The organism is Brevundimonas sp. NPDC007368, from assembly GCF_042869015.1.
Taxonomy (GTDB): Bacteria; Pseudomonadota; Alphaproteobacteria; order Caulobacterales; family Caulobacteraceae; genus Brevundimonas.
Map to the genome: position 1 here is coordinate 294143 of NZ_JBIAFA010000002.1, position 25308 is coordinate 319450.

A 25308-nucleotide genomic window follows, 5' to 3' on the forward strand; every position below is an offset into this window, starting at 1 on the left:
TATGATCCGAACCCGTGGCCGTATCCTTGGACCCAGCGCCCTGGCCCTGGCTGTCGCCGCGGGCCTGGCCGGACCTGCGCTGGCCCAGACGGCGCCCGTCGCCGGAGCGGCGCCCGGGCAGGACCCGCAAGTCGTAGTGACCGCGCCTGCGGAAGAGCGCGGCGTGGTCAACCGCATTCTCGTACGCGGCAACCAGCGCATCGACCAGACGACCGTCCTGTCCTACCTGCCGATCCAGCCGGGCGACACCATCGACGCGGCGACGATCGACGTCGCGGTGCGCACCCTGTCCCGGACGAACCTGTTCGCCAACGTGCAGTTGGGCCTGCAGCCGAACGGCGACCTGATCGTCGAGATCGCGGAAAACCCGATCATCAATCAGGTGACGTTCGAGGGGAACAAGGCGCTCGCGGTCAAGAAGCTGACCGACGAGGTCACGATCAAGCCGCGCGGCATCTACACGCGCGCCCGCGTCCAGGAAGACGTCGGCAAGATCGTCGAACTGTACCGCCTGTCGGGTCGGATCTCGGCCACGGTGACGCCGAAGCTGGTGCAACTGGATCAGAACCGCGTCGATGTGGTGTTCGAGATCGACGAAGGTCCGGAGACGGGCGTCGCCGCGATCACCTTCCTGGGCAATACCGCCTTCTCGGACAGCGACCTGCGTGAGGTCATGGTCACCAAGCAGTCCAGCTGGTGGCGGCTGTTCAGCTCGAACGACAACTACGATCCGAACCGCCTGGATTACGACCGTGAGCAGCTGCGGAAGTTCTATACGAACCGGGGCTATTACGACTTCCGTATCCTGTCGTCGGTGGCGGAGCTGAAGCCTGACAACAGCGCCTTCGGCATGACGCTGACGCTGGACGAGGGCGATCGCTATACCTTCGGCGAGGTCAAGGTCGTCACCGAGAACGATCGTCTGAACGCCGACTTCCTGCAGCGTCTGCTGCCGATCCGCTCGGGCGACCTGTATGAAAGCGACCGCATCGAGAGCGCCGTCGACACCCTGACCTTCGCGGCGGGTTCGGCCGGTTACGCCTTTGTCGAGATCAACCCGACCTATCGCGCCAACCCGGAAACCGACAAGGTCGACGTCACCTTCAACATCAAGGAAGGCCAGCGCGTCTATATCGACCGCATCAACGTGGTGGGGAACACGCGGACCCTGGATTCAGTCATTCGCCGCGAGCTGATGGTCGGCGAAGGGGACGCCTTCAACCGCTCGCTGGTCGAGCGCTCGCGCAACAATCTGCGCGCCCTGGGCTTCTTCAAGGACGTCAAGATCGAGGAGACGCGCGGCAGCGCGCCGGACCGTTCGGTCGTTAACGTCACCGTCGAGGAGCAACCCACCGGCGAACTGTCCGTCGGCGCCGGCTTCAGCTCGGTCGATTCCTTCGTCCTGAACCTGGGCATTACCGAGCGCAACTTCCGTGGTCGTGGTCAGAACTTCGTGGCGCGCGCGGAATGGGGTTCGCTGCGTCAGCAGATCGACTTCCGCTTCACCGAGCCGAAGTTCCTGGGGCGCGACGTGGGGGCGGGCTTCGATCTGTTCCACACGCGATACGATCTGAGCGAGTACTCCTCGTACGACTATCGCTCGACCGGCGGCGGTTTGCGTCTCAGCTATCCGTTGAACGGCTATTCGCGCTTCAGCGTGCGCTACTTCCTGAAGTCCGATGAAGTCATCATTCCGTTCGGCTACTGCAACGGCACCGGGTCGTCGGCGCTCTGCGATCAGGCGGGGTCGTTCCTCAACTCGTCGGCGGGCTACACGCTGATGGTCAACCGGACCAATGATCCGGTTCGCCCGACGCGCGGCTGGTCGGCGTCCCTGCGTCAGGACTTCGCCGGTATCGGCGGCGACGTGAACTACCTGAAGACCGAGGCCGACGCGTCCTGGTACTATGGCATCACGCCGAAATGGGTGGTCAGCCTGCAAGGCTCGACCGGTTACGTTAGCGGCTGGAACGGCGATCCCATCCGGATCAACGATCGCTTCTTCAAGGGCGGCAACACCTTCCGCGGCTTTGAAACCGCCGGCATGGGCGCACGCGACCTGACGACGACCGACGCCTTGGGCGGCAACTTCTACGCCATCGGAACGGTTGAACTGACGGTGCCGAACTATCTGCCCGAAGAATACGGCATCAAGACCTCGCTGTTCGCGGATGTCGGCACTCTGGGCATGCTGGACGACCGTTATCAGGTCGATTCTGTCACAGGCGCCCCCAATCCGAACATCGTGGACGATCTCGCCCTGAGGGCCGCTGCGGGCCTCAGCATCCACTGGCGGTCGCCGATGGGGCCGATCCGCTTCGACCTGTCCAAGGTTCTGTCCAAGGAAGACTACGACAAGACCGAGACCTTCCGCTTCTCCACCTCGACCCAGTTCTAACTGCAGCCTTCCAGACTGCTCAAAGGTTCAAGATGAAACTGTTCGCTATCAGCGCTTTCGCCGTCGCTTCGCTGGCCGCCTCGTCGGCCCTGGCCCAGTCGCAAGGTCCGGCCAACCCCGGCCCGGTGATCCCGGGCGTCTGCGTCTATTTCAACCAGCAGGCCCTGGCCCAGTCGACCGTCGGCCAAGCCGTTCAGGCCCGCATGGAGCAACTGGCGCAGGAAGTGCAGGGTGAGATCGCCCCTTACGCCACGCAGTTGCAAACCGAGTATCAGGCCCTGCAGCAGGGCGCGACCACCATCCCGGCCGACCAACTGAACCAGCGTCGTCAGGCCCTGCAGCAGCGTGCTCAGGAAGCCCAGCAACTGGAGCAGACCCGCGACAACGAACTGCGCTACACCCTGGCCGAACAGCGCAAGAAGATCTCGGAAGCCATCGAGCCGATCCTGGTCGCCGTCTATCAAGAAAAGGGTTGCGGCATCCTGGTTGACCGCGAAAGCGTCTTCATCATGAACCCGGCCATGGACGTGACGCCGCTGGTCATCCAGCGCCTGAACACGGCTCTGCCGACGGTCAGCTTCAACCGTATGCCGGTTCCGGCGCAGCCGCAGTCGTAAGACGGGCCATGCCCGATCCGAGGTTCTTTCAGACCCTGTCGCCCCTGACGGTCGCTGTCCTCGCCGAGCACATCGGCGGGGAGGTGGTCCGGGGCGGCGAAGTCGTCATCTCGGCCGTTGCGCCCCTGTCCACAGCGGACCGGGGCGCGATTGCGTTTCTGGGCGACCGAAAGTTCTCCGCCGCCCTGGCCGAGACCCAGGCCGGCTGCGTGATCGTGCCGGCATCGGCGGTCGAGCTGGCGCCCGCCGGCGCTGCCGTCATCGTCTCGGACGAGGCGCAGGCGAGCTGGGCGCGGGCTTCGGCCGTGCTGCACCGATCGATCCGCCTGGACCGGGCCATCACCGCCGCCGAGGCCGCCGAGGACGACTCCGTGGTGATCGAGCCGGGCGTGGTGCTGGGCGAGGGGGTCCGCATCGGGCGCGGCACGCGTATCGGCGCCAACACCGTCGTCGGGCCGGGCGTCCAGATCGGCCGCGACTGCTTGATCAGCCCGGGCGTGACCATTGGTTTCGCTCTGCTGGGCGACCGGGTGAAGCTGTTGGCCGGCGCGCGGATCGGCGAATCGGGATTCGGCGCCGCAGGGTCGAAGTCCGGCCCGGTGGACATTCCGCAGTTGGGCCGGGTCATCCTGCAGGACGGGGTGACGGTCGGGGCCAACTCCTGCATCGACCGGGGCGCCTATGACGACACCGTCATCGGCGAGAACACCAAGATCGATAATCTGGTCATGATCGGCCACAACTGCGTCATCGGGCGCAATAATCTGATGGCCGCCCACACCGGCATCTCCGGCTCGGTCACGACCGGCGACAACTGCATCTTCGGCGGCCGGGCGGGCGTGGGCGACCACATCGCCATCGGCGAAGGCGCGCGCGTCGCGGCCGGCGGCGGCGTCCTGGCCGATATTCCGCCGGGAGAGATCTGGTCCGGCTATCCCGCCAAGCCGCTGCGCCAGTTCTTGCGCGAGACGGTGTGGCTGTCCAAACAGGCGTCCCAGAAGAAGGGCGCGAAGGAATCGAAAGAATGAGCGAAGACAACAAGATCGATTACGCCGAGGTGATGCGTCGCCTGCCGCACCGCTATCCCTTCCTGCTGGTCGACAAGGCCGAGGACTTCGTGGCGGCGACCTCGATCGTCGGCATCAAGAACGTCACCCACAACGAACCCTTCTTTCCGGGCCACTTCCCGATCGACCCGGTCATGCCGGGCGTCCTGATCGTCGAGGCCATGGCCCAGACCGGCGCCCTGCTGATGTCCAAGTCGCTGGATGTGGCCGTGGCCGACAAGGTCATCATGTTCATGTCGATCGACGGCGTGCGCTTCCGCAAGCCCGCCCGTCCGGGCGACCAGCTGCGCATGGAGGTCAAGGTGATCCGCGCGCGCGGCGACGCCTACAAGTTCCGCGGCGAGACCTTCATCGACGGCAAGCTGGCCGCCGAGGCCGAGTTCATGGCCATGGTCGTCACCGTGGCGGAGCCTGCCCAGTGACCATCCACCCGACCGCCGTCATCGACGCCACGGCCCAGATCGCCGACGGCGTCGTGATCGGCCCCTGGTGCGTCGTCGGCCCGGGTGTGAGCCTGGCCGAGGGCGTCAAGCTGGTCAGCCATGTGGTGGTCCAGCAGGACACCAGCGTCGGCGCGCGGACGGTCATCCATCCCTTCGCCGTCATCGGTGGCGATCCTCAGCACAACGGCTACAAGGGCGAGCCAGTGCGGCTGGAGATCGGCTCCGACAACGTCATCCGGGAGCACGCCACCTTCAACCGCGGCACGCCGCAGGGGACGGGCGTGACGCGCGTCGGCTCGAACGGCCTGTTCATGACGGGCGCCCACGTCGGTCATGACTGCGTGGTCGGCGACAATGTCGTCATGGCCAACAACGCCACCCTGGGCGGTCACGCCCAGGTCGGCGACAAGGTCTTCCTGGGCGGCCTGTGCGCCGTGCACCAGAACGGCCGGGTGGGGCAGGGCGCCATCGTGGGCGGTCTGGCCGCCGTGACGCGCGACGTTATCCCCTATGGCTCGGCCTGGGGCAACCACGCCAGCCTGCACGGCCTCAACCTGATCGGGCTGAAGCGCAAGGGTTACGGCAAGGACGCGGTGCGTCGCCTGCTGGCCGCCTATCGCGACCTGTTCGAGGGCGAGGGCGTCTTCGCCGAGCGTCTGGACCGGGTCGAAACGACCTATGCCGACCTGCCCGAGATCATGGAGATCGTCGCCTTCATCCGCGACGGCGCCAAGCGGCCGCTCTGCCTGCCGGACGCGGAATGACAAGCCCGGAATCTGGGGCGCCCAAGCTGGCCCTGATCGCGGGTTCCGGTGATCTGCCTATCCGTATTGCGACGCGGTGCGAAGCCGAGGGGCGGGCGGTCTTCATCATCCGTCTGGCGGGCTTCGCCGACGAGCATCTGGTGCGCTGGCCGGGGGTAGAGTTCGGCATGGCCGAGATCGGCCGTATCCTTAAGGCGATGAAGGCCGAGGGTTGTGAGGCCGTCTGTTTCGCGGGCTATGTGAACCGGCCTGATTTCAAGACGCTGAAGCCGGATTTCAAAGGGGCGACCCTGCTGCCTGGCATCGTGGCGGCGGCCACCAAGGGCGACGACGCCCTGTTGCGCAAGATCCTCTCGGTGTTCGAGGCCGAGGGATATGCGGTCGAGGGCGCCGACGATATTTTGGGTGGCGAAGCCTTGGCGGCGGGCGCCTTGGGCGCGGTCACGCCGACAGGGGAGCAACTGCAGGACCTGAAGAAGGCGCTGCACGTTGCCGAAAAATCAGGTGAACTGGATATCGGCCAAGGTGCAGTCGTCTGCGACGGTCTGGTTTTGGCGGTCGAGGCGCAGGAGGGTACGGACGAGATGTTGCGCCGCGTCGCGGGTCTGCCCGCCGACCTGCGCGGCGCGCCCGGCGTGCTGAAGGGGGCGCTGGGCAAGGCGCCCAAGCCGATCCAGGACCTGCGGGTGGACATGCCGGTCATCGGGCCGCGCACGGTCGAACTGGCCGCCGCCGCCGGTCTGGCGGGCATTGGCGGTTTCGCTGGACGCCTGATCATCATCGACCATGAAGCCTTGGTCGAGACCGCCGATCGGCTGGGCCTGTTCGTCTGGGGCGTGGAAAGATGAGCCGTCCGCTGAAGATCATGCTGGTGGCGGCCGAGGCCTCGGGCGACGCCCTGGGCGCCGGTCTGGGGCGAGCGCTGAAGACGCGCCTGGGATCGGATGTCAGCTTTGTCGGCGTCGGCGGTCCCAAGATGGCGGCCGAGGGCGTGGCCAGCCCGTTCGACATCGCCGAACTGTCCATCCTGGGCTGGATCGAGGGACTGAAGGCCTATGGTCTGGTCAAGCGCCGGGTGGCCGACACGGTCGCCCTGGCCAAGGCCGAGCAGCCGGACGCCGTCGTCCTGATCGACAGTTGGGGCTTCACCATCCGCGTGGCCAAGGCTCTGCGCGAGGTGCTGCCCGGCGTGCCGCTGATCAAGTATGTCGGACCACAGGTCTGGGCCTCGCGTCCGGGTCGGGCCAAGACCCTGGCCGCCAGCGTCGATCATCTGCTGTCGCTCTACAGCTTTGACGCGCCCTGGTTCGAGCGCGAGGGTCTGCCGACGACGGTCGTGGGGTCACAGGCCCTGCATGTCGACATGGCTGGCGCCGACGGCGCCCGTTTCCGTGCCGCCCGTGGAATCGCCGCCGATGCGCCCCTGCTGCTGGTCCTGCCGGGCAGCCGCCCCAGCGAGATCACCCGCATGACGCCCGTCTTCGAGGCGACGGTGAAGCGCCTGAAGGCGGCGAACCCGTCGCTGGAGATCGCCGTGGTCGCCGCCGGCACGGTCGCCGCCGATGTGGCGGGCCGTGTCGCCGCCTGGCCCTTCCGCGCCCATCTGGCGCCCGAAGCCGACAAGTACGATGCGATGAAAGCGGCCAATGTCGCCCTGGCCACCAGCGGCACGGTCTCCACCGAACTGGCCCTGGCCGGTGCGCCCATGGTCATCGCCTACAAGATCGACGGGCTTTCCTATCTGCTGATGAAGAAGCTGGTGACGGCCAAACACATCACCCTGTTCAACATCGCCGCCGACGAGCGCATCGCGCCCGAGTTCATCCAGAACGACGCCACTCCCGAGAAGTTGACCGAGGCGGTCGGGCGGCTGTTAGCCGACCCGCAGGCGGCGGCTGATCAGGCTGCGCGTCAGACGGCCGCACTGGACCTGATGGGGCGGGGCGGGCCCGACCCGTCGGAACTGGCGGCTGACGCCGTCCTGCGGGTGATTGCGGCTCGAAAGGGCTGAAGGTGCAGACTGTAACGTCGGTGTGTGGTGCCTCAAAGCGCGTCCGCGTTCGACCCGTTGTGGACATTCCCGACGTCCGCGGTTGAGCTCCGCTATCCCCTGATCTAGCCTCCGGCAAAGCGGAGGCGCGCATGAAGGTTCGATCGTTGATTGCGGCGCTAGGATGTGCCCTGGCCGTCAGCGGCTGCGCATCTAGCGGGCAACTCGTCGGCACTGCGGCCGATGGCACGCCGGTCTATGGCAGGAGCTTCACCCCAACCGAACGTGATGGCGCCGTCACTCTGAACTGTGCCGTCGGTGATGATCGAAGGCTAGCGGACTGTCGCATCGTCAGCGAGCGTCCAGAAGGCAAAGGCTTCGGTGCGATCGCGTTGGCCTCTGCTTCCAAGCCAGAAGCCCGCCTGAGAGGAAATTCCCGCGCGGGATCGCGCGTTGAATTCACATTGCGCTTTCGCGAGGATTGAGCGCACGAACCATCCCTCCTAGCGTCCTTCCACGGCCGCTAGGGCGAAAGACCGCTTTCCACCCTGAGCGGACTCCCAAGACGGCCGCTTAGCGCGTCATCCAGGGCTTGTTCGTGCCGGACTTTACCGTGACCGACTTGTCGCGCTGCAGGCCGCCCTTCTGGGGCGGGCCGGAGCGCGCTTTCAGGGCGGCCTGTTTCAGGCGCAGCGCCTTCTGGGCGGGGGTCTCGGCGGCGGGGGCGTCGTCTTTGTGGTCGCTCATGTCGATTCCCTAGCATGGCGGAGCCGTTTCGGCGGCGTGGGGTGAACAAAAAACGCCGGAGCTTTCGCCCCGGCGTTTTTCATTCTTGTTTGGCCGTGGTCAGAAGGTGCAGCCTTCTCGACCCGACACGGCCTTAGCCGCGCTGTTCGATCGACACGTAGTCGCGTTGCGTCGGGCCGGTGTAGAGCTGACGCGGGCGACCGATCTTCTGGGTCGGATCCGACATCATTTCTTGCCACTGCGAGATCCAGCCCACGGTGCGCGCCAGGGCGAACAGGACGGTGAACATGGTGGTCGGGAAGCCCATCGCCGACAGGGTGATGCCCGAATAGAAATCGACGTTCGGGAACAGCTTGCGCGAGGTGAAGTATTCGTCCGACAGGGCGACGCGTTCCAGTTCCTTGGCGACCTGGAACAGCGGATCGTTTTCACGGCCGGTAGCCGCCAGCACTTCATAGGCCGACTGCTGCATGACCTTGGCGCGCGGATCGTAGTTCTTGTACACGCGGTGGCCGAAGCCCATCAGCTTGTACTTGCGGTCCTTAACGCCCTGGATGAACTCAGGAATGCGGTCCGGCGTACCGATTTCCTTGAGCATGTTCAGCGCTTCTTCGTTAGCGCCGCCGTGCGACGGGCCCCACAGGCAGGCGATGCCGGCGGCGATACAGGCGAACGGGTTGGCGCCCGACGAACCGGCCAGACGGACGGTCGAGGTCGAGGCGTTTTGCTCGTGGTCGGCGTGCAGGGTGAAGATGCGGTCCATGGCGCGGACCAGGGCCGGATCGACCACATAATCCTCGGCCGGAACGGCGAAGCACATGCGCAGGAAGTTCTCGGCGTACGACAGGTCGTTGCGCGGCGAGATGAAGGGCTGGCCGATGTGGTACTTGTAGGCGCGGGCGGCGATGGTCGGCATCTTGGCGATCAGGCGGATCGCCGAGATGTCGCGCTGCACCGGATCATGGATGTCCAGGCTGTCGTGATAGAAGGCCGACAGAGCGCCGACAGTGCCGACCATGATCGACATGGGGTGGGCGTCGCGACGGAAGCCTTCGAAGAAGCGGTCGAACTGGGCGTGCAGCATGGTGTGCCGCGTGACGCTCTGCTCGAACTTCTCGTACTGGGCGGCGGTCGGCAGTTCGCCGTGCAGCAGCAGGTGGCAAACTTCAATGAAGTTCGACTTTTCGGCCAGCTGGTCGATGGGATAGCCGCGGTGCAGCAGCACGCCGGCGTCGCCGTCGATGTAGGTCAGAGCCGATTCGCACGAGGCCGTGGAGGTGAAGCCCGGGTCGAAGGTGAAGGCGCCGGTTGCGCCGTACAGCTTGCGGATGTCGATGACGTCCGGTCCGGTCGAGCCCGCGAGGACGGGAAGTTCGACGTTCTTGTCGCCGTAGGTGAAGGTCGCCGTGCCGGCGGGTTTCGCTTGTTCAGTCATCTAGGCCCCTTTTGTTTTCCTTCGACCGGGCGCGGGGAGGCGTCGGCCTGCGTGGTTATGGGTGTTCACTTAGTCTGTTGCAGCGCATCATCCAAGCGCCCCAGACCTTCGTCGCGTCCCAGGGCTGCAAGAATCCGCGCGATGTCGGGCGACACCGAGCCGCCAGTCAAAGCGCCGCGCATGGAAGGCCCTATTTTTCCGAAACCTACGCCTTCTTCCTCAGCGAAGGCCTTAAGTTCGGCTTCGAGGGCGAAAACGTCCCAGCTCTGGAAAAGACGGAGCCGTTCACGGAGTCGTGAAATTCGCTCGCCGCCTTCGCCGCTTAGCAAACCACGGGTTTTCTCATCGAGAGCGAGCGGACGCTGCTTCAGGACGAACTCGGTCTGGGCGACCAGTTCCACGACGGTCTTGGCGCGGTCCTTGACGAAGGGCATGGCGCGCAGCAGGCGGGCCTCGTCGTCGGGCTGCAGGGCGCGGCCCTGGGCCAGGTGGGCGTCCAGGGTCAGCTTGGCCAGACGATCGTCCTCGGCTAGGCGGATCCAATGGGCGTTGACGTGGGCCAGCTTGTCGAAGTCGAGGCGAGCGGGGGCCTTGCCGATGCCCGGCAGGTCGAACCATTCGATCGCCTGTTCGTCGCTGAACAGTTCGTGGTCGCCGTGGGCCCAGCCCAGACGCGCCAGATAGTTGCGCATGGCCTCGGGCAGATAGCCCATCTCGGCGTATTCATGAACCGCCTGGGCGCCGTGGCGCTTGGACAGCTTGGCGCCGTCGGGACCGTGGATCAGCGGGATGTGGGCGAAGGTCGGACGGGTCCAGCCCAGAGCGTCATAGATCAGGCTCTGGCGGGCGGCGTTGTTCAGGTGGTCGTCGCCGCGAATGACGTGGGTCACGCCCATGTCGTGGTCGTCCACCACCACGGCCAGGTTGTAGGTCGGGGCGCCGTCCGAGCGCACGATGACCAGATCGTCCAGCGACGAGGATTCCCAGCGCACGCTGCCTTGCACCGCGTCATCAACCACGACGGCCTGATCCAGCGGGCGGCGGAAGCGGATGGTGGAGGGCTTGGCCAGATCGTCGACGGTCGGTTCACGGTCGCGCCAGGGCGAGACGAAGTCGCGGCCCTCGGCCTTGGCGGCGTCGCGCAGGGCGTTGGTTTCGTCGGCGGTCAGGAAGTCGCGATAGGCATGGCCCGAGGCCAGCAACTGCTCGGCGACCTCGCGGTGGCGGTCGGCGCGGGCGAACTGGAAGACCGGCTCTTCGTCGCCGAACAGCTCCAGCCAGGACAGGCCGTCGAAGATGGCCTTGACGGCGTCGTCGGTCGAACGCTCGCGGTCCGTGTCTTCGACGCGGATCAGGAATTTCCCGCCCCGGCTCTTGGCGTACAGCCAGTTGAATAACGCGGTTCTCGCCCCGCCGATATGCAGGTAGCCTGTGGGCGAGGGGGCGAAGCGGGTGACGACAGTCGAGGAAGGGGAGGTCATTCAGGAAGGGTCCGTTGCGGAGGCCCTTATACGCCCGCGCGCGCCAAAGCGAAGCCTTGCCTTAAGGGTTCTTGACGGGGCGCGCGCCGAGGTCGCGGCGCAGACAGATCGGTGGCGATTGTGGGCGCCGGTCTTCTTTGGCGGCGGGTGTGCGATCTATTTCGCGTTGAAGATTGAGCCGGCGGGATGGCCGCTGATGCTGGCGGCGGTGCTGACAGGCGGGGCCTGGCTGGCAGGGCGGCGGGTGGGGCTGGCGCCGCGCTGGACCCTGCTGCTCTTGATGCTGGCTTGCCTGTGCGGCGGGGCGGCGGTCGCCAAACTCAGGACCGAGGCGGTCAGCGGGCCGATCGCGCCGACCTTGGCCGAACCGGCCATGGTCGAGGCCTGGGTCATGGATGTCGACAGCCCCGGCGAGCGCGGCGCGCGAATCGTCGTGGCGCCGGTGCGGATCAAGGGATTGGCGCCCGAGGCGACGCCGGTTCGGTTGCGGGCGACGGTGCGCGGCGCGCCCCCTGCGCCGGGAACGGCCGTGCGGCTCTACGGCATTATGAATCCGCCGCCCGCGCCGGCCAGCCCGGGAGCCTATGACTTTGGTCGCAACGCCTATTTCCAGGGTATGGGTGGGACGCTGTTCGCGCTGGGCCAGACGCGGCCGACCGCTCTGCCAGAGCCGCCATGGCGAGTGCGGATGGCGATGAAGATCAATGCTGCCCGCTATGCCCTGGCGCAGCGGATCGTGGCGCGGCTGGGCGAGCGGACGGGCGGGATCGCCGCCGCCATGACCACGGGACATGAGACCTGGATCGGGCGCGAGGATCTGGACGCCATGCGCGATTCCGGGCTGGCGCATATCCTGTCGATCTCGGGCTTGCACATGGCCATCGTCGGCGGTTTTGTCTTCTTCGCCGTGCGGCTGGGCGTCGCGCTTTGGCCGTGGCTGGCGCTCAGGGTGTCGGGCAAGAAGGTCGCGGCGGTCGCGGGGCTGATCGCGGTCGGGACCTATCTGGTGGTGTCGGGCGCGCCGCCGCCCGCCGAGCGGGCGGCGATCACGGCATCCATCGCCTTTGTCGCCATCCTGCTGGATCGTCAGGCGGTGACCATGCACGCCCTGGCGGTGGCGGCTTTCACGGTTCTGTTGCTGCAACCCGAGGCCATCGTCACGCCAGGGTTCCAGATGTCGTTTGCGGCGACAGCGGCTCTGGTAGCGCTGTCCGAGGTCTGGCCGCGCCGGATCAAGGAGATCTCCGCGCCCTGGCCCATCGTGGCGGCGCAGAGGCTGGGCAGTTGGCTGCTGATCGCCTGCACCGCCAGTCTGGTGGCGGGCATGGCGACCGGGCCGTTCGCCATGCAGCATTTCAACCGCACCGCCGTCTATGGCCTGGTCGCCAACCTGGGCACGGCGCCGGTCGCGGACTTCATCCTGATGCCCGCGCTGGCGCTGGGCGCGGCGCTGGAGCCGCTGGGGCTGGGCGCGCCCTTCCTGTGGCTGGCGGGCAAGGGCGTCGATCTGATGCTGGCCATCGGCCACTGGACGGCGGGGTTGCCGGGGGCGGTGCGGACCATAGCCAGCGCGCCGGCGGCGGCTCTGCCGGTCGCTTTCCTGGGCATCCTGTTCATCTGCCTGTGGCGCGGGCGGTTGCGCTGGCTGGGCCTGCCGCTGGCGGCGGCGGTGCTGATCTGGCCGCGTCCGGCGGCGCCGGATCTGTGGATCGGCGACGGCGGGACCAATGCGGCCTGGCGGCCGGCCGAGGCGGCGGTCGTGGTGCGGCCCGGCGTCCGCCAGTTCGCGGCCGATCTGTGGTCGCGGCGGCGCGGGTTGGCACTGACGCCGAGACCGGAGGAGGGCTGGGCCTGCAGGCGGTCGTTCTGCGCGCCGGAAGCACCTGAGGCCGGGCCGGTCGCCCTGTGGTGGGGCAAGAAGGCGCCGTCGGTCGAGCAGTTGGACGCGATCTGCCGGTCGGCGTCGGTCGTCAGCAGCCGGGCCGATTTGACATGGTTGCCCGCTTCATGCGCGGACCGGCTGGTGCTGGACGGCGTGGACTACGCGCGCGGGGGCTCGGTCGAGCTGTGGCGCGTCGGCGCGGGCTGGAAGGCGGTCTGGGCGACCGACGTGAGGGGGCGCAGGCCCTGGACCCGTCAGGCCGATCCCGACTTCAGTGATAGCGGCGGATAAGGCCGACCAGCTTGCCCTGAACCGCGACCTGATCCGAGCCGTAGATCTTGGTCTCGTAGTTGCGGTTGGCGGGCTCCAGGGCGATGGAGGCGCCCTTCTTGCGCAGGCGTTTCAGCGTCGCCTGTTCACCCTCGACCAGGGCCACAACGATCTCGCCGGACGAGGCGTCGGCGGTCGATTTGATTATCACCATGTCGCCGTTGAGGATGCCCGCCTCGATCATCGAGTCGCCCTCGATCTCGAGCAGATAGTGCTCGCCTGCGCCCAGCATGGTTTCCGGTACCGGATAGCGGGCGGTCTCATGCTCGATGGCGTCGATGGGGGTGCCCGCCGCGATCTTGCCCATCAGGGCCAGTTCGCGCGTGTCGTTGGCAGGCTCAGCGGCGCGAGGGCGACCGCCGCCCTCGATCACGCCGGGCTTGAAGCCCGCGTGGCCGCGCGGCGCGCCCGCGGTCGCCTGTTCCGGCAGCTTGGTCACTTCCAGCGCGCGGGCGCGGTGGGCCAGGCGGCGGATGAAGCCGCGCTCCTCCAGCGCCGTGATCAGGCGGTGGATGCCCGACTTGGACGCCAGATCCAGCGCCTCCTTCATCTCGTCGAAGGAGGGCGAGACGCCCGTTTCCTGAATCCGTTCATGAATGAACATCAGGAGTTCGTGCTGCTTCTTGGTGAGCATGGGCGCAAGGCTTCCAGAACAAGGCGTGAACCGTTGAGGATGTTCTGTAAGTGTTCTTGCTGAATGTCAACTCGGCCGCGTTGAGGGGGCGCTGCCGCTCAAAGCGGTTTCTCTGGATGTCAGCTAAGGGTGGAAAGCTGCAACACCGACTCATGAGGCCCCCTCATCAGCCTCATTGACGTGTCTGAGACGCCTGCGCCTCTGTCTCTCGCGCCGTCGTCGCTCACGAGCTTCGAACCGCTGGATCCAAAAATATCCTCTCCAGCCGAAGAGCAAGCACCAGGGCGCTCCCCAGATCACACTAATGGCGACCGTGGCTGCTGTAGCTCCGAAAAGCAGCATTGGCACTAACCCCACTGAGACTATGAGGACGAGCCAGTTTCCCACACGGTAAAACTCATGATCGAACTCTCGGTCTAGCCAGCGAACGATCGGGTGATGGTGGGGTGTAGTTTTGGGCACCTACAAACGGGACATTGAAAGTAGTCTATCGTCAAGTTCCGCAATGGGTCGATTACGGTCCTGGGCACCGGAGCCCAGAGCGGACATTGGCCTCCAGGCCGAAAAGCGGTCGCCGTCGATGTCAGCTAAAAATGGGAAGCGGATGTTCCACATTTATATCCGAAAGACAGGAGACCCCGTGATGCCCATGATCAATCCGGTTGGGCGTCATGTGCGAACGCACGCGCCTGTCGCGTTATCAGGCTGTTTGATCGCGGCTTGTACGGGAATGACGGGTCACAGCGCGCCCATTTCGTCAGCGCTAGTCGCTCCGACCAACGAGGAAGTCGTCGCATATGTTCAGACGCATTGGTCCAGCTACTCGGAGCGGACCGCACGCTTTCAGCAGCGTCCAAACGACAACGTGTCCCTCATTGGCGTTCGAGACGTCTCCTGTGGATCATATTACGGCATCCCCGAGTGCCGATTTACAGTGACGGTTAGCATCGATGGCGGATCACCTGTCGATCAGCGCCTGTCGAGCCAGTTTGATAGATACCCAGACGGAAAGCTGTTTGAGACAATCGTGCTTATCCATGAGCGCAGGTGGTAAGAGCTGCACCCCGCCAACGTCCGCGACGGGTCGGAAGCTGACATTTCCTGCTGGGCCGATATCCGACGTTAACTCAGCGACAGCAGGGCCTTCGTCGCCGCTTCCACGTCGTCCTGACGCATCAGGCTTTCGCCGACGAGGATGGCCTGGGCGTGGGCGTCGGCGACGCGCTGAACGTCGTCAGGGGTGAAGATGCCGCTTTCGGCCACCAGCAGGGCTTTCACGGGGCTCAGCATCGACAGGCGCTCGGTGGCGTCGAGGTCGACCTCGAAGGTGCGAAGGCTGCGGTTGTTGATGCCCACCAGATCGCCGCCCAGCTTGCAGGCGCGGGCCATTTCGGCCTCGTCGTGGGTCTCGATCAGGGCGTCCATGCCGAAGCGCTCGGCCTCGGCCAGCAGGTCGGCGGCCAGGGCGTCGTCGACCATGGCCAGGATGATGAGGATGCAGTCGGCGCCCAGGGCGCGGCTCTCGGCCACCTGCCAGGGATCGACCAGAAAGTCCTTGCGCAGGCAGGGCAGGGCGACCGCGTCGCGGGCGGCGGCCAGGAAGGCGTCGTCGCCCTGGAAACTGGGGCCGTCGGTCAGGACGGACAGGCAGGTGGCGCCGCCGCGCTCATAGGCCTTGGCCAGCGCGGGCGGGTCGAAGTCGGCGCGGATCAGGCCCTTGGACGGGCTGGCCTTCTTGATCTCGGCGATCAGGGCGGGGCGGCCGGTTTCTTCGGCGACCCGTTCCAGAGCGGCGCGGAAGCCGCGCGGGGCCGAGGCCTGGGCGGCGAGGACCTCGATGGCGTCCTGAGAGGTCGCGAGCTTGCGGGCGGCCACGTCGTCGCGCTTGTAGGCGGCGATCTTCGCCAGAACGTCGGTCATGCGGCCTCGTCAGGTTGGATAGGGGTGTTGGTGACGCGCACCAGGGTTTCCAGCGCGCGGGCGGCGCGACCGTCGTCGATGACGGCGGCGGCCAGTTCGGCGCCTTCACGCAGGTCGGCGGCGCGATCGGCCACGAGCAGGGCGGCGGCGGCGTTCAGCACGACGATGTCGCGATAGGGACCGCGCGCGCCCGCCAGCAGGGCCGTCAGCGCCGCTGCATTGTGCTCGGCGTCGCCGCCGCGCAGGTCGTCCAGCGTCGCCAGCGGCAGTCCGGCGTCGGCGGGGGTGACGGTGAAGCGGCGGACGGCGCCGTCTTTCCACTCGGCCACCTCGGTCGGGCCGGTCGTGGTCAGTTCGTCCAGACCCTGGCCGTGGACGGTCCAGGCGCGCCGGGCGCCGAGGCGGCCCAGCACCTCGGCCAAAGGCTCCAGCAGGGCGGGATCATAGACGCCCATGACCTGACGGTTCGCGTGCGCAGGATTACAAAGCGGGCCCAGAAGATTGAAAACCGTACGGAAACCGATCTCGGCGCGCACCGGCCCGACGTGGCGCATGGCCCCGTGATAGGTGGGGGCGAACAGGAAGGCGATGCCGGCCTGATGCAGGGCGCGGGCTTGCTGCGGTACGGTGGCGTCGAGGTTGACGCCGAGCGCGGCCAGGACGTCGGAGGAGCCGGATTTGGAGCTGATGGCGCGGTTGCCGTGCTTGGCGACCTTGAGCCCGGCGCCCGCCAGGACGAAGGCGGCGGCTGTCGAGACGTTATAGGTGTGCTGGCCGTCGCCGCCGGTGCCGCAAGTGTCGATCACCTCGTCGAAGGCGTGATCCAACGACAGGGCGGCGTCGCGCATGGCGGTGGCGAAGGCGACGATCTCGTCCACCGTCTCGCCGCGGATGCGCAGGGCCGTGACGGCGGCGGCGACCTGCGACGGGGTCGGTTCGCCGCGCAGGCAGGCCGAGAAGAAGGCGTGGGCTTCATCCGATGTCAGGACACGCCCGTCCACCAGCTTGCCCAGCAGAGGCTTGAAACCATCCATCGGTCTAGACCGTGGCCAGCCGCTTGACGCCCGCCAGGTCAAGGAAGTTGGCGATCATGTCGTGGCCATGCTCGGTGGCGATGGATTCCGGGTGGAACTGGACGCCGTGGATCGGCCGGGTGCGATGGGCCAGACCCATGATCTCGCCGTCGGCGGTCCAGGCGGTGACTTCCAGTTCGGCCGGCAGGGTCTCGCGGCGCACAGCCAGGGAGTGATAACGGGTGGCGGTGAAGGGCGAGGGCAGGCCGGCGAAGACGCTGCGGCCCTCATGCTCGATCGGCGAGGTCTTGCCGTGCATCAGGGTCTTGGCGCGGATGACGTCGCCGCCAAAGGCCTGACCGATGGCCTGATGGCCCAGGCAGACGCCAAAGATGGGCATGTCCAGCGGCGCGGTCGTGATCAGGGGCAGGCAGATGCCGGCCTGATCGGGGGCGCAGGGCCCGGGCGAGAGCAGCACGGCCTCGGGCTTCAGGGCCCAGGCTTCGTCCACCGTCAGGTCGTCGTTGCGGACGACGTGCGTCTGGGCGCCCAACTCCGCGAGGTAGTGGACGAGATTGTAGGTAAAGCTGTCGTAGTTATCGACGACGAGGATCATGGCAGGGTTCTTAAGACGGGAGTGACGACGCGCCAAGCGAAGGCGGACTGAAAGCGGACGTTAAGCTGTCCGCGCGATACAGGAGCATCGCCATCGGAAGAAATCCGTCTTGACCCGCTTAGAAGCCATCCGCGACGCCCAGGCCCTGCTCGATGAGCCGGCCATAGAACAACCCAAGCCGCTGCGCCTGCTGGCGGCGGCCGCCTTCGCCGCGACGGCGGCGGTGCTGCTGGCGGGGACCATGGTCGTCGGCCCCGGCGTGTCGTTCGACCAGGGTTCCACGGTTTCCAATCCTTAGACTGAGCCGTTCGCGCCCTGGCCGCGAGTCGTCGCGGTGAATCGCCACGCGTCCTCGGCCGCCTTCATCGGGGCGCGGGCCTTGGCCAGGGTTTCGGCGTATTCGGCCGCCGGGTCGCTGTCGGCGACGACGCCGGCGCCGGCCTGAACGAAGATCTTGTTGTCCGCGAACATGGCGGTGCGAAGGACGATGCAGATGTCCGCCTCGCCATTGGCCGAGATATAGCCCACGCCGCCGCCATAGCCGACGCCGCGCTTCTCGGTTTCCAGCTCGTCGATGATCTCCATGGCCCGGACCTTGGGTGCGCCGGACAGGGTGCCGGCGGGCAGGGCGGCCAAAAGGGTATCCACCGCGTCCAGCTTGGGATCCGCGGCGCCGCGCACGTTGGAGACGATGTGCATGACCTGGCTGTAGCGCTCGACGACAAAGCTCTCCGTCACCTCGACCGAACCGGGCGATGAGACGCGGCCCACATCGTTGCGGCCCAGATCGAGCAGCATCAGGTGTTCGGCGCGTTCCTTGGGATCGGCCAGAAGTTCGGCTTCAAGCGCCTTGTCCAGTTCGGGCGTGGCGCCGCGCGGGCGGGTGCCGGCAAGGGGGCGAATGGTGACGCGACCATCCTTCAACCGGACCAGGATTTCCGGGCTGGAGCCAGCCAGCTGGAAATCGACGTAGTCGAGGAAGAAGAGATAGGGCGACGGGTTGCCGCGACGCAGGGACCGATAGAAGGCGAACGGGTCCTGGTTCCACGGGGCCGAGAAGCGGTGCGCCAGCACGACCTGGAAGATGTCGCCGGCGGCGATGTAGTCCTTGGCCCTGGCGACCATGGCGTCGAAGCCGGCGGCATCGACGGGCGAGCGGAATTCTGGGGCAGGAACCGGCGCGGCTTCGCGCTGGATCGGCAGGGGGCCGCGAAGGCGATCCTCGAAGTCGTCGAGGCGGGCGAGGGCGGCGCTGAAGGCCGTGTCGGGATCAGCCGCACTGTCGGGGTAAGCGGCGGCGATCAGGACGATCTCATGCTTCACCGAGTCGAAGATGGCGACCAGCGACGGGCGCGCCATGACGGCGTCGGGCAGGTTCAACGGGTCGGGGTTCGCAGGGCCCAGGGGCTCCAGCAGCCGCACCATGTCGTAGCCGAAGACGCCGAACAGGCCGGCGGCCATGGGCGGCAGATCGTCGGGCAGGTCGAACCGGGTGGCGGCGATCAGGGCGCGCAGCGACTCCAGCGCTGGGCGGTCCTCGGGCGTGAACCGGTCGGCCAGAACGGCTTCGCCGCGCGCCATCTCGGCCTGACCGTCGCGGCAGCGCCAGACGACGTCGGGGGCCAGGGTGACGATCGAATAGCGGCCGTTGACCGCGCCGCCTTCGACCGATTCCAGCAGGCTGGCGTAGGGCCGTCCGTGACCGACCTTGAGGAAGGCCGAGACGGGCGTTTCCAGGTCGTCGATCAAGCGGCGAACGACGACCTGGGGGCGGCCTGATTTCAGGCCAGAGACAAACGCGGCGCGTTCAGCTTCGTGTCCAACGCCTGCGCTCATTTCTTGGCGGGCGCGGGGGCTGGAGCCGCCGGAGCGGTTGCGGCAGGGGCTTCGATGCCCAGGGCCGCGACGGCGGCGGCCGGGTCGTTCTTGGCCTTCACGCGCGCGGCAGCCGCGGTGAAGCTCTGTTCGACCATGGCGTTGGCCAGAGTCTGGGTCAGGCGCGGGCGAACCTGCTCGACCAGGGGCGCGGCCAGGGCGGGAACCGCGGCGTGAATGGCGTCGACATGACCGACCACGAAGCTGTTCTGCGACGCCGCGCCGGTGAAGACCTGGCCCTTGCCCTGACCGAACAGGCCGCGCAGGACGCCTTCGCCCAGTTCGGTCTGGCTGGCCTGGCTCTGTTGGACGGCGGTGCGCGTAGCCAGCTGGGCGCCGGCCGAGGCGGCGACCTTGGCGATGTCCTCGCCGGCTCGGATGCGACCGGCCAGCTCCTCAGCCTTGGCCGACAGACGGCGCGCGTTTTCGCGCAGGGTCCATTGCTGGGCCAGAGGGGCGCGAACTTCGGCCAGGGTCGGCAGCGAAGCCGGACGGATGTCGTCAACGCGGACGGCGAAATACTGGCCTTCGCCGGCGTCGATGATGTCGCTCTCGCCGCCCTTGGACAGGGCGTAGGCGGACTCGAAGATCTGACGCGGCGCGTTCAGCGGCTGACCGTCGGGCAGGCGGCCGTCAGCGGTGAAGGGCGGCAGCTGCACCAGACGGGCGCCGACCGATTGGGCGGCGTCGGCCAGGTTCTTGCCTTCCTGGCGGGCCTTTTCGTACTTCTCGACCTTGGCGTAGGTCTCGCCCTTCACGTCTTCGGCGCGCAGCTCCTGAACCAGGGCGTTGCGGACGCTTTCCAGCGTGGCGGGCGCGCCGGCGGTGACGCCGGTCACCTTGGCGACGGTGAAGCCCAGGCGGCCCTGGATCGGGTTGGAGACCTGGTTGGCCGGCAGGGCGAAGACGGCGGCGCCGACGGCGGGGTCGCCCAGGGCGCTCTGCGGCGTGTCGTTATAGGTGCTGACCTCGATCTTGTTGGCGGCGGCGACCTCGGCCGGGGTCTTGCCGGCGCGCAGGTCGGCGGCGACGCGGTCGGCGGCGGCCTTGTTCGGGACGGTCAGCGTCACGAAGGTGCGCTTTTCTGCGTTCGACAGTGCGGCCTTGCGGAACTCGAAACGCTCGCGAATGCGCTCTTCGGTGATCGGCGCTGCCTGGCTGTTGGGGCCGGGATTGAACAGCACGATCGAGATCATGCGGAATTCGGGACGGCGCAGCTGGGCGGCGTTCTCATTGAGGAAGGCGGTCAGTTGTGCGTCGGTCGGCGCGCCAGCGGCCCCGGCCATCGCCTGGGTCACAGTGAACCAGCGCCCATCGCGCGTTTCCAGCGCCTGACCGGCGAGCAGGGCGCCATAGATGCGCGGCACGCGCGCGCCGGCGAAGACGCCCGCACCGAACTGGCTGGCGACATACTGATCGCGCAGGTCCTGCTCCAGCATCTCCGAGGTCATGCCTTGCGCGGCCAGAGCCTGCTCGTAACGGTCCTGATCGAACTGGCCCGAAACCTGGTTGAAGAAGGCCGGGATCCGGCGGATTTCCTTCAGCACCAGTTCCTTGCCGGGGCGGATGCCGGCGTTCCAGGCCCAGGCCAGGAAGCCCATGCGCTGGGTCTGGCTTTCCAGATACTGGGTGTGGATGTTCTCCTTGACCATGTCGTCGAACGATACGGGGCGACCGGCCTGCTCCTGCAAGTTGGCGCGGACGCGCTCGAAGTCGCCGCGGAACTGCTGGGCGCCGACGCTGCGGTCGCCGGCGTCGATGACGTGCTTGGGTCCGAAGCTCGAGAAGACGTCCGACTGGGCGCCCACGATCAGGAAGCTCAGGATAAGCAGGGCGAACAGGCCCGCAGCCCATTTTGATTTGGCGAAGTTGCGGAACAGCGTGATCATCGAGACAGAAACCTGACGAGGGCCGGCGTCAAAGGGGCGCCACGTTGGCGTATAGGGGCAGTCCCTAGGGCGCCGCAAGCGGACGGACCGCAACATCTTGGCTTCCGCGACAACGGCGCCTAAAGAGGCGGCCATGAAACAATCTGTGAAGCTGGTCGCCGGCAACTGGAAAATGAACGGTCTGGGCGCGAGCCTGGGTGAGGCTGAAGCTCTGGCGAAAGCCTTGCAGGAGCAGGCTGCGGCCTGTCGCGTGGCCCTGTGCCCGCCCGCGACGCTGATCGAGCGGATGGGGCGCGTTCTGACTGGTACGTCCGTCGAACTGGGCGGCCAGGACTGCCATGCCGAGGCGGCGGGCGCGTTCACGGGTTCGGTGTCGGCCGACATGCTGGTCGATGCTGGAGCCTCTCTGGTGATTCTCGGTCACTCCGAACGTCGCGCCGGATTTGGCGAGACCGACGCTGATGTCGCCGCCAAGGTGGAAGCCGCGCTGACCGCCGGTCTGGAGCCCATCATCTGCATCGGTGAGACGCTGGCGGAGCGCGAAGCCGGGCAGGCGGTCGAAGTCGTCAGCCGTCAGGTCGCGGGCTCTCTGCCGGTCAGCCTCTCGGGCAAGGCGTTTGCCGTGGCCTATGAGCCGGTGTGGGCCATCGGCACCGGCCTGACGCCGACGCTGGAGCAGATCGAGGAAGTGCACGCCGCAGTGCGCACCGCCATGGTCGCCAGGCTGGGCGAGGGCGGTCGGGTCGCTCCGATCCTGTACGGCGGTTCGGTCAAGCCGTCGAACGCGGCGGAAATTCTGGACGTGGCCGAAGTCGGCGGCGCTCTGGTCGGCGGCGCTTCGCTGAAGGCCGGGGACTTCCTGGGCATCATTCGCGCGGCGTAAGCGTCGCGATTTCTTCGCCCTGTTTCGTTCGGTGTTTGCCCCGGTCCCGCATCGGTGTTAGACGCCGCCGCTTGATCGGCGCATCTGCGCGCCCACATGATTGACACCATGCTCCAGACCATCTTGCTCGTCGCCATGATCCTGATCTCGGTCGCCCTGACGGCCGTGATCCTGCTGCAACGCTCCGAGGGCGGCGCCCTGGGCATGGGCGGAGGCCCGTCGGGCTTCATGACCGCGCGCGGCGCGGGCAACCTGCTGACGCGCGCGACTTCTATCCTGGCCATCGCCTTCTTCGTCTGCGCCATCAGCCTGACCATCGCCGGCAATTTCGCCCGCGGCTCGCGGTCGGTGATCGACGCCGACGCCGTCGGGGCCATCGCCGTGGGCAATGAGCAACAGACGGCTCCGGCTGAACCCGCCGCGCCGACCCCGGCGGCGCCCGCCGCCCCGTCGCTGGACGATCTGGAAGCCAGCCTCCCGGCGGCTTCCGCTCCGGCCCCGGCGCCAGCACCGGCTCAGTAAGCCGCCTACAGATACGAAATCCCCGAAAGCGCGCCGCAGGGCGCGCTTTCTTCTTATGTTCAACAGTTGTTTTGCGTCGGGCCATGCTCCCGCCGCGAATCATGGAGTAAGGTGTCCGCCCATGGCTCGCTATGTGTTCATCACCGGCGGCGTGGTTTCCTCGCTAGGAAAAGGCCTCGCCTCCGCCGCTCTCGGCGCTCTTTTGCAGGCGCGAGGTTACAAGGTCCGCCTGCGCAAGCTGGACCCCTATCTGAACGTCGATCCGGGGACGATGAGCCCCTATCAGCACGGCGAGGTCTTCGTGACCGACGACGGCGCCGAGACCGACCTTGATCTGGGCCACTATGAGCGGTTCACCGGCGTTTCGGCCGCAAAGTCCGACAACGTCACGACCGGCCGCATCTATTCGACCATCCTGGAGAAGGAGCGTCGCGGCGACTATCTGGGCGCGACCGTCCAGGTGATTCCGCACGTCACCGACCAGATCAAGCAGTTCTGCCTCAGCCCGGCCAAGACCGACGACGGCGCGGACGTGGACTTCGTCCTGGTGGAGATCGGCGGCACGGTCGGCGATATCGAGGGCTTGCCCTTCTTCGAGGCGATCCGCCAGCTGGGACAGGACCTGCCGCGTGGTCAGTCCTGCTTCGTCCATCTGACCTTGCTGCCCTTCATCAAGACGGCCGGCGAGATGAAGACCAAGCCGACGCAGCATTCGGTCAAGGAACTGCGCTCCATCGGCATCCAGCCGGACATTCTGCTGTGCCGCTGCGAGCAGCCGATCCCGGCGGAGGAAAAGCGCAAGATCGGTCAGTTCTGCAACGTGCGCGAGAGCGGCGTGATCCAGGCGATGGACTCGGCCGACATCTACGCCGTGCCGCTGGACTATCACCACGAAGGTCTGGACAGCGAAGTCCTGGCCCACTTCGGCATCACCGACGCGCCCCAGCCTGACCTGACCGGCTGGCAGGAGATCGTGCGCCGTCGCCTGCACCCCGATGGCGAAGTCACCATCGCCGTGGTCGGCAAATATACCGTCCTGAAGGACGCCTATAAGTCCCTGATCGAGGCCCTGCACCACGGCGGCGTGGCCAACAACGTCAAGGTCAACATCGACTGGGTCGAGGCCGACACCTTCGAGGGCGATCCGCAAGCCTGCGCCCAGCGGCTGGAAAGCGCCCATGCCATCCTGGTCCCCGGCGGTTTCGGCGAGCGCGGGGCTGAGGGCAAGATCGAGGCGGCCCGCTTCGCCCGTGAACGCAAGATCCCTTACTTCGGCATCTGCTTCGGCATGCAGATGGCGGTGATCGAGGCGGCGCGGAACCTGGCCGGCTTCCCCAAGGCGACTTCGACCGAGTTCGGCCCGGCGGAAGAACCCGTCGTCGGTCTGATGACCGAGTGGACGCAAGGCAACCAGCGCGTCCTGCGTCAGCAAGGCGGCGACCTGGGCGGCACCATGCGTCTGGGCGCCTATGACTCCACCCTTAAGTCGGGCTCAAAGATTGCAGAGATCTATGGCGCGACCGAGATCAGCGAGCGCCACCGTCACCGCTACGAGGTGAACATCAACTATCGCGAAGCGATCGAGGAGAAGGCTGGCTTGGTTTTCGCGGGCCTGTCGCCTGACGGCGTCCTGCCTGAGACGGTCGAGCGCCCGGATCACCCGTGGTTCATCGGCGTTCAGTACCACCCGGAGCTGAAGAGCCGCCCGTTCGCGCCGCATCCGCTGTTCGCCAGCTTCATCGGCGCGGCCGTGGTGCAGAGCCGTCTCGTCTAAGACGAGGTTCACGCACGCTTGTTGCAGCGTTTGTCCAGTATTGTGCCAATATGGGCCGCAATCACTGGGCAGACGCAGATGGCGGGTGAAATTCTCTACTTTCTTCATCGGCACTTCAAGGCCGTGCTGATCCTTGGATTGATCGCGAGCGTCGGCGTGCTGGGCGCTGTCGCGAGCGCCATGCTGCGACTTTTCCATTCGGGCGCTTGATCGCGGCCAGACCGCGGGCCGCACCAGACCTTTTTGCGACGTCTTGAGGGATGAACGCCAATGGTGCGTATTCGTCATTGGGGACGCGAAAGGCTTTGGTCATGGAAGATCTGGGATATTGGCTGGCGCGTGCTTCCACGGCCGAAGGCGCTTCGCTTGATCGCCTGGAAGAGGATGTCTGGAGCCGGGTGAAGGCGATCCAGTCGCAGCGGGCGACCGAGCGGATACGTCTGGCCGCCGTGGCGCTGGCGCTTTTGGTTGGGATCGCCAACGGCGGTCTCGGGGCGAAGTTCGCGCAGACGACCGCGTCCTCCGAGATGTCGGTCTTCACAGCCGCGGCCATGTCGCCGCTGGCGCGAATGGAAGTCGGCTGATGGTGATCGCCTGGAAATCCATCGCCGTGACGGTCGCCCTGGCCGCCGCCGCCAGCGGGATCGGCGCCTGGGCCGGCGCGACCTGGGTTCTCAACAAGCAGACGCCGCCGTCCTTGCATGAGATCGTTCACGAGCATCTGGATCTGTCGCCCGAGCAATATCGGGAGATCGAGGACATCGAAGCCCGGTTTGCTGGCCAACGCGTTGCGCTTGAAGGCCGCGTTCAGGCCGCCAATCGCGAGTTGGCCGAGGCGATCAGGGTCAGCAACGGCGACAGCCGGGTGGTTCAGCCCGCCGTCGATCATTTTCACGACGCCATGGGCGATCTGCAGCAAGCCACCATCGCTCACATTTTCGAAATGCGGTCCGTTATGACTGACGCCCAGGCGCGTCGTTTTGACCGGAGCATGGTCGAGGCGCTGTCCGCAGACGCTCGATAGCCTC

Annotated in this window: 25 protein-coding genes; 16 read left to right on the top strand and 9 right to left on the bottom strand. The window is 66.7% G+C overall.

The genetic code is table 11. The annotated features are described in order from the left end of the window. Position 1: 1 nt before the first annotated feature. The 8 genes from bamA (at position 2) to ACFYLW_RS05150 (ending at position 7764) form a co-directional block, all read left to right on the top strand. Entirely contained in the window at positions 2-2398 is a 2397-nt protein-coding gene (gene bamA / locus ACFYLW_RS05115) for an outer membrane protein assembly factor BamA (protein ID WP_312063465.1), read from the top strand. A gap of 32 nt (positions 2399-2430) precedes the next feature. After that, on the top strand, positions 2431-3015 hold the full coding sequence (locus tag ACFYLW_RS05120) for an OmpH family outer membrane protein (RefSeq protein WP_312063467.1): 585 nt from the start codon (positions 2431-2433) through the stop codon (positions 3013-3015). Between the two features lie 8 nt (positions 3016-3023). Further along, positions 3024-4043, top strand: coding sequence for a UDP-3-O-(3-hydroxymyristoyl)glucosamine N-acyltransferase (gene lpxD / locus ACFYLW_RS05125; RefSeq protein ID WP_312063469.1), 1020 nt, complete (start codon positions 3024-3026; stop codon positions 4041-4043). Continuing rightward, positions 4040-4504 (top strand): 3-hydroxyacyl-ACP dehydratase FabZ, encoded by a 465-nt coding sequence (gene fabZ / locus ACFYLW_RS05130; protein ID WP_025977361.1) that lies wholly within the window; start codon positions 4040-4042, stop codon positions 4502-4504. Before lpxD ends, fabZ begins: the two co-directional genes overlap by 4 nt. Further along, the gene (lpxA, locus tag ACFYLW_RS05135) at positions 4501-5289 is read left to right on the top strand and encodes an acyl-ACP--UDP-N-acetylglucosamine O-acyltransferase (RefSeq protein ID WP_313472386.1); all 789 of its coding nucleotides are present in this window, start codon (positions 4501-4503) and stop codon (positions 5287-5289) included. The genes fabZ and lpxA overlap by 4 nt, the downstream gene beginning before the upstream one ends. After that, positions 5286-6137 (top strand): UDP-2,3-diacylglucosamine diphosphatase LpxI domain-containing protein, encoded by an 852-nt coding sequence (locus tag ACFYLW_RS05140; protein ID WP_312063472.1) that lies wholly within the window; start codon positions 5286-5288, stop codon positions 6135-6137. Before lpxA ends, ACFYLW_RS05140 begins: the two co-directional genes overlap by 4 nt. Beyond that, positions 6134-7300, top strand: a complete 1167-nt coding sequence (gene lpxB / locus ACFYLW_RS05145; protein ID WP_312063473.1) for a lipid-A-disaccharide synthase — start codon at positions 6134-6136, stop codon at positions 7298-7300. Before ACFYLW_RS05140 ends, lpxB begins: the two co-directional genes overlap by 4 nt. Before the next feature lie 131 nt (positions 7301-7431). Continuing rightward, entirely contained in the window at positions 7432-7764 is a 333-nt protein-coding gene (locus ACFYLW_RS05150) for a hypothetical protein (protein ID WP_312063474.1), read from the top strand. An 88-nt stretch (positions 7765-7852) separates the two neighbouring features. Here the strand turns inward: ACFYLW_RS05150 and ACFYLW_RS05155 are convergent, their stop codons facing one another. The 3 genes from ACFYLW_RS05155 to gltX all read right to left on the bottom strand — a co-directional run bounded on the left by ACFYLW_RS05155 (position 7853) and on the right by gltX (position 10942). Beyond that, positions 7853-8026, bottom strand: coding sequence for a hypothetical protein (locus ACFYLW_RS05155; RefSeq protein ID WP_312063475.1), 174 nt, complete (start codon positions 8024-8026; stop codon positions 7853-7855). A gap of 133 nt (positions 8027-8159) precedes the next feature. After that, complete coding sequence (gene gltA, locus ACFYLW_RS05160) at positions 8160-9461, bottom strand: citrate synthase (protein WP_312063476.1); 1302 nt, start codon at positions 9459-9461, stop codon at positions 8160-8162. Between the two features lie 65 nt (positions 9462-9526). Continuing rightward, the gene (gene gltX / locus ACFYLW_RS05165) at positions 9527-10942 is read right to left on the bottom strand and encodes a glutamate--tRNA ligase (protein WP_312063477.1); all 1416 of its coding nucleotides are present in this window, start codon (positions 10940-10942) and stop codon (positions 9527-9529) included. Between the two features lie 166 nt (positions 10943-11108). On the opposite strand from gltX, the gene ACFYLW_RS05170 reads away from it, so the two are divergent. Further along, positions 11109-13115: a ComEC/Rec2 family competence protein gene (locus tag ACFYLW_RS05170; protein WP_313472385.1), complete on the top strand. Its 2007-nt coding sequence runs from the start codon at positions 11109-11111 to the stop codon at positions 13113-13115. Here ACFYLW_RS05170 and lexA read toward each other — a convergent pair. The 4 genes from lexA to ACFYLW_RS05190 form a co-directional block, all read right to left on the bottom strand. Next, positions 13096-13788 (bottom strand): transcriptional repressor LexA, encoded by a 693-nt coding sequence (gene lexA / locus ACFYLW_RS05175; RefSeq protein ID WP_312065877.1) that lies wholly within the window; start codon positions 13786-13788, stop codon positions 13096-13098. The two genes, ACFYLW_RS05170 and lexA, sit on opposite strands and share 20 nt — an antisense overlap. Before the next feature lie 1122 nt (positions 13789-14910). Next, the gene (gene trpC, locus ACFYLW_RS05180; RefSeq protein ID WP_312065875.1) at positions 14911-15708 is read right to left on the bottom strand and encodes an indole-3-glycerol phosphate synthase TrpC; all 798 of its coding nucleotides are present in this window, start codon (positions 15706-15708) and stop codon (positions 14911-14913) included. After that, a complete protein-coding gene (gene trpD, locus ACFYLW_RS05185; protein ID WP_312065873.1) occupies positions 15705-16742 on the bottom strand; it encodes an anthranilate phosphoribosyltransferase in 1038 nt (345 codons plus the stop codon). Before trpD ends, trpC begins: the two co-directional genes overlap by 4 nt. Positions 16743-16746: 4 nt before the next feature. Beyond that, positions 16747-17337: an aminodeoxychorismate/anthranilate synthase component II gene (locus tag ACFYLW_RS05190; RefSeq protein WP_312065871.1), complete on the bottom strand. Its 591-nt coding sequence runs from the start codon at positions 17335-17337 to the stop codon at positions 16747-16749. 109 nt (positions 17338-17446) lie between these two features. Here ACFYLW_RS05190 and ACFYLW_RS05195 point away from each other — a divergent pair, with 109 nt between their 5' ends. Next, entirely contained in the window at positions 17447-17635 is a 189-nt protein-coding gene (locus tag ACFYLW_RS05195) for a hypothetical protein (protein WP_312065869.1), read from the top strand. Here ACFYLW_RS05195 and trpE read toward each other — a convergent pair. After that, on the bottom strand, positions 17632-19173 hold the full coding sequence (gene trpE / locus ACFYLW_RS05200) for an anthranilate synthase component I (RefSeq protein ID WP_312065868.1): 1542 nt from the start codon (positions 19171-19173) through the stop codon (positions 17632-17634). The genes ACFYLW_RS05195 and trpE overlap by 4 nt on opposite strands. Continuing rightward, positions 19170-21101, bottom strand: coding sequence for a peptidylprolyl isomerase (locus ACFYLW_RS05205; protein ID WP_312065867.1), 1932 nt, complete (start codon positions 21099-21101; stop codon positions 19170-19172). Before ACFYLW_RS05205 ends, trpE begins: the two co-directional genes overlap by 4 nt. Before the next feature lie 133 nt (positions 21102-21234). Between ACFYLW_RS05205 and tpiA the strand changes: the two genes are divergently transcribed. The 6 genes from tpiA to ACFYLW_RS05235 all read left to right on the top strand — a co-directional run bounded on the left by tpiA (position 21235) and on the right by ACFYLW_RS05235 (position 25304). After that, on the top strand, positions 21235-21984 hold the full coding sequence (gene tpiA, locus ACFYLW_RS05210; RefSeq protein ID WP_312065865.1) for a triose-phosphate isomerase: 750 nt from the start codon (positions 21235-21237) through the stop codon (positions 21982-21984). Between the two features lie 108 nt (positions 21985-22092). After that, positions 22093-22506: a preprotein translocase subunit SecG gene (gene secG / locus ACFYLW_RS05215; RefSeq protein ID WP_312065864.1), complete on the top strand. Its 414-nt coding sequence runs from the start codon at positions 22093-22095 to the stop codon at positions 22504-22506. A 121-nt stretch (positions 22507-22627) separates the two neighbouring features. Further along, on the top strand, positions 22628-24280 hold the full coding sequence (locus ACFYLW_RS05220; RefSeq protein WP_292082700.1) for a CTP synthase: 1653 nt from the start codon (positions 22628-22630) through the stop codon (positions 24278-24280). 78 nt (positions 24281-24358) lie between these two features. After that, positions 24359-24490, top strand: coding sequence for a hypothetical protein (locus ACFYLW_RS05225; protein ID WP_292082702.1), 132 nt, complete (start codon positions 24359-24361; stop codon positions 24488-24490). A 101-nt stretch (positions 24491-24591) separates the two neighbouring features. Next, the gene (locus ACFYLW_RS05230) at positions 24592-24864 is read left to right on the top strand and encodes a hypothetical protein (RefSeq protein WP_313472383.1); all 273 of its coding nucleotides are present in this window, start codon (positions 24592-24594) and stop codon (positions 24862-24864) included. Then, positions 24864-25304 (top strand): periplasmic heavy metal sensor, encoded by a 441-nt coding sequence (locus ACFYLW_RS05235; protein ID WP_312065828.1) that lies wholly within the window; start codon positions 24864-24866, stop codon positions 25302-25304. The genes ACFYLW_RS05230 and ACFYLW_RS05235 overlap by 1 nt, the downstream gene beginning before the upstream one ends. Positions 25305-25308 lie beyond the last annotated feature (4 nt).

Excerpts from the sequence above, each read along its gene's own strand:
- bamA (WP_312063465.1), top strand. The coding sequence starts at position 2 with ATGATCCGAACCCGTGGCCGTATCCTTGGACCCAGCGCCCTGGCCCTG.
- ACFYLW_RS05120 (WP_312063467.1), top strand. The coding sequence starts at position 2,431 with ATGAAACTGTTCGCTATCAGCGCTTTCGCCGTCGCTTCGCTGGCCGCC.
- lpxD (WP_312063469.1), top strand. The coding sequence starts at position 3,024 with ATGCCCGATCCGAGGTTCTTTCAGACCCTGTCGCCCCTGACGGTCGCT.
- fabZ (WP_025977361.1), top strand. The coding sequence starts at position 4,040 with ATGAGCGAAGACAACAAGATCGATTACGCCGAGGTGATGCGTCGCCTG.
- ACFYLW_RS05140 (WP_312063472.1), top strand. The coding sequence starts at position 5,286 with ATGACAAGCCCGGAATCTGGGGCGCCCAAGCTGGCCCTGATCGCGGGT.
- lpxB (WP_312063473.1), top strand. The coding sequence starts at position 6,134 with ATGAGCCGTCCGCTGAAGATCATGCTGGTGGCGGCCGAGGCCTCGGGC.
- ACFYLW_RS05150 (WP_312063474.1), top strand. The coding sequence starts at position 7,432 with ATGAAGGTTCGATCGTTGATTGCGGCGCTAGGATGTGCCCTGGCCGTC.
- ACFYLW_RS05155 (WP_312063475.1), bottom strand. The coding sequence starts at position 8,026 with ATGAGCGACCACAAAGACGACGCCCCCGCCGCCGAGACCCCCGCCCAG.
- gltA (WP_312063476.1), bottom strand. The coding sequence starts at position 9,461 with ATGACTGAACAAGCGAAACCCGCCGGCACGGCGACCTTCACCTACGGC.
- gltX (WP_312063477.1), bottom strand. The coding sequence starts at position 10,942 with ATGACCTCCCCTTCCTCGACTGTCGTCACCCGCTTCGCCCCCTCGCCC.
- lexA (WP_312065877.1), bottom strand. The coding sequence starts at position 13,788 with ATGCTCACCAAGAAGCAGCACGAACTCCTGATGTTCATTCATGAACGG.
- trpC (WP_312065875.1), bottom strand. The coding sequence starts at position 15,708 with ATGACCGACGTTCTGGCGAAGATCGCCGCCTACAAGCGCGACGACGTG.
- trpD (WP_312065873.1), bottom strand. The coding sequence starts at position 16,742 with ATGGATGGTTTCAAGCCTCTGCTGGGCAAGCTGGTGGACGGGCGTGTC.
- ACFYLW_RS05190 (WP_312065871.1), bottom strand. The coding sequence starts at position 17,337 with ATGATCCTCGTCGTCGATAACTACGACAGCTTTACCTACAATCTCGTC.
- trpE (WP_312065868.1), bottom strand. The coding sequence starts at position 19,173 with ATGAGCGCAGGCGTTGGACACGAAGCTGAACGCGCCGCGTTTGTCTCT.
- ACFYLW_RS05205 (WP_312065867.1), bottom strand. The coding sequence starts at position 21,101 with ATGATCACGCTGTTCCGCAACTTCGCCAAATCAAAATGGGCTGCGGGC.
- tpiA (WP_312065865.1), top strand. The coding sequence starts at position 21,235 with ATGAAACAATCTGTGAAGCTGGTCGCCGGCAACTGGAAAATGAACGGT.
- secG (WP_312065864.1), top strand. The coding sequence starts at position 22,093 with ATGCTCCAGACCATCTTGCTCGTCGCCATGATCCTGATCTCGGTCGCC.
- ACFYLW_RS05220 (WP_292082700.1), top strand. The coding sequence starts at position 22,628 with ATGGCTCGCTATGTGTTCATCACCGGCGGCGTGGTTTCCTCGCTAGGA.
- ACFYLW_RS05225 (WP_292082702.1), top strand. The coding sequence starts at position 24,359 with ATGGCGGGTGAAATTCTCTACTTTCTTCATCGGCACTTCAAGGCCGTG.
- ACFYLW_RS05230 (WP_313472383.1), top strand. The coding sequence starts at position 24,592 with ATGGAAGATCTGGGATATTGGCTGGCGCGTGCTTCCACGGCCGAAGGC.
- ACFYLW_RS05235 (WP_312065828.1), top strand. The coding sequence starts at position 24,864 with ATGGTGATCGCCTGGAAATCCATCGCCGTGACGGTCGCCCTGGCCGCC.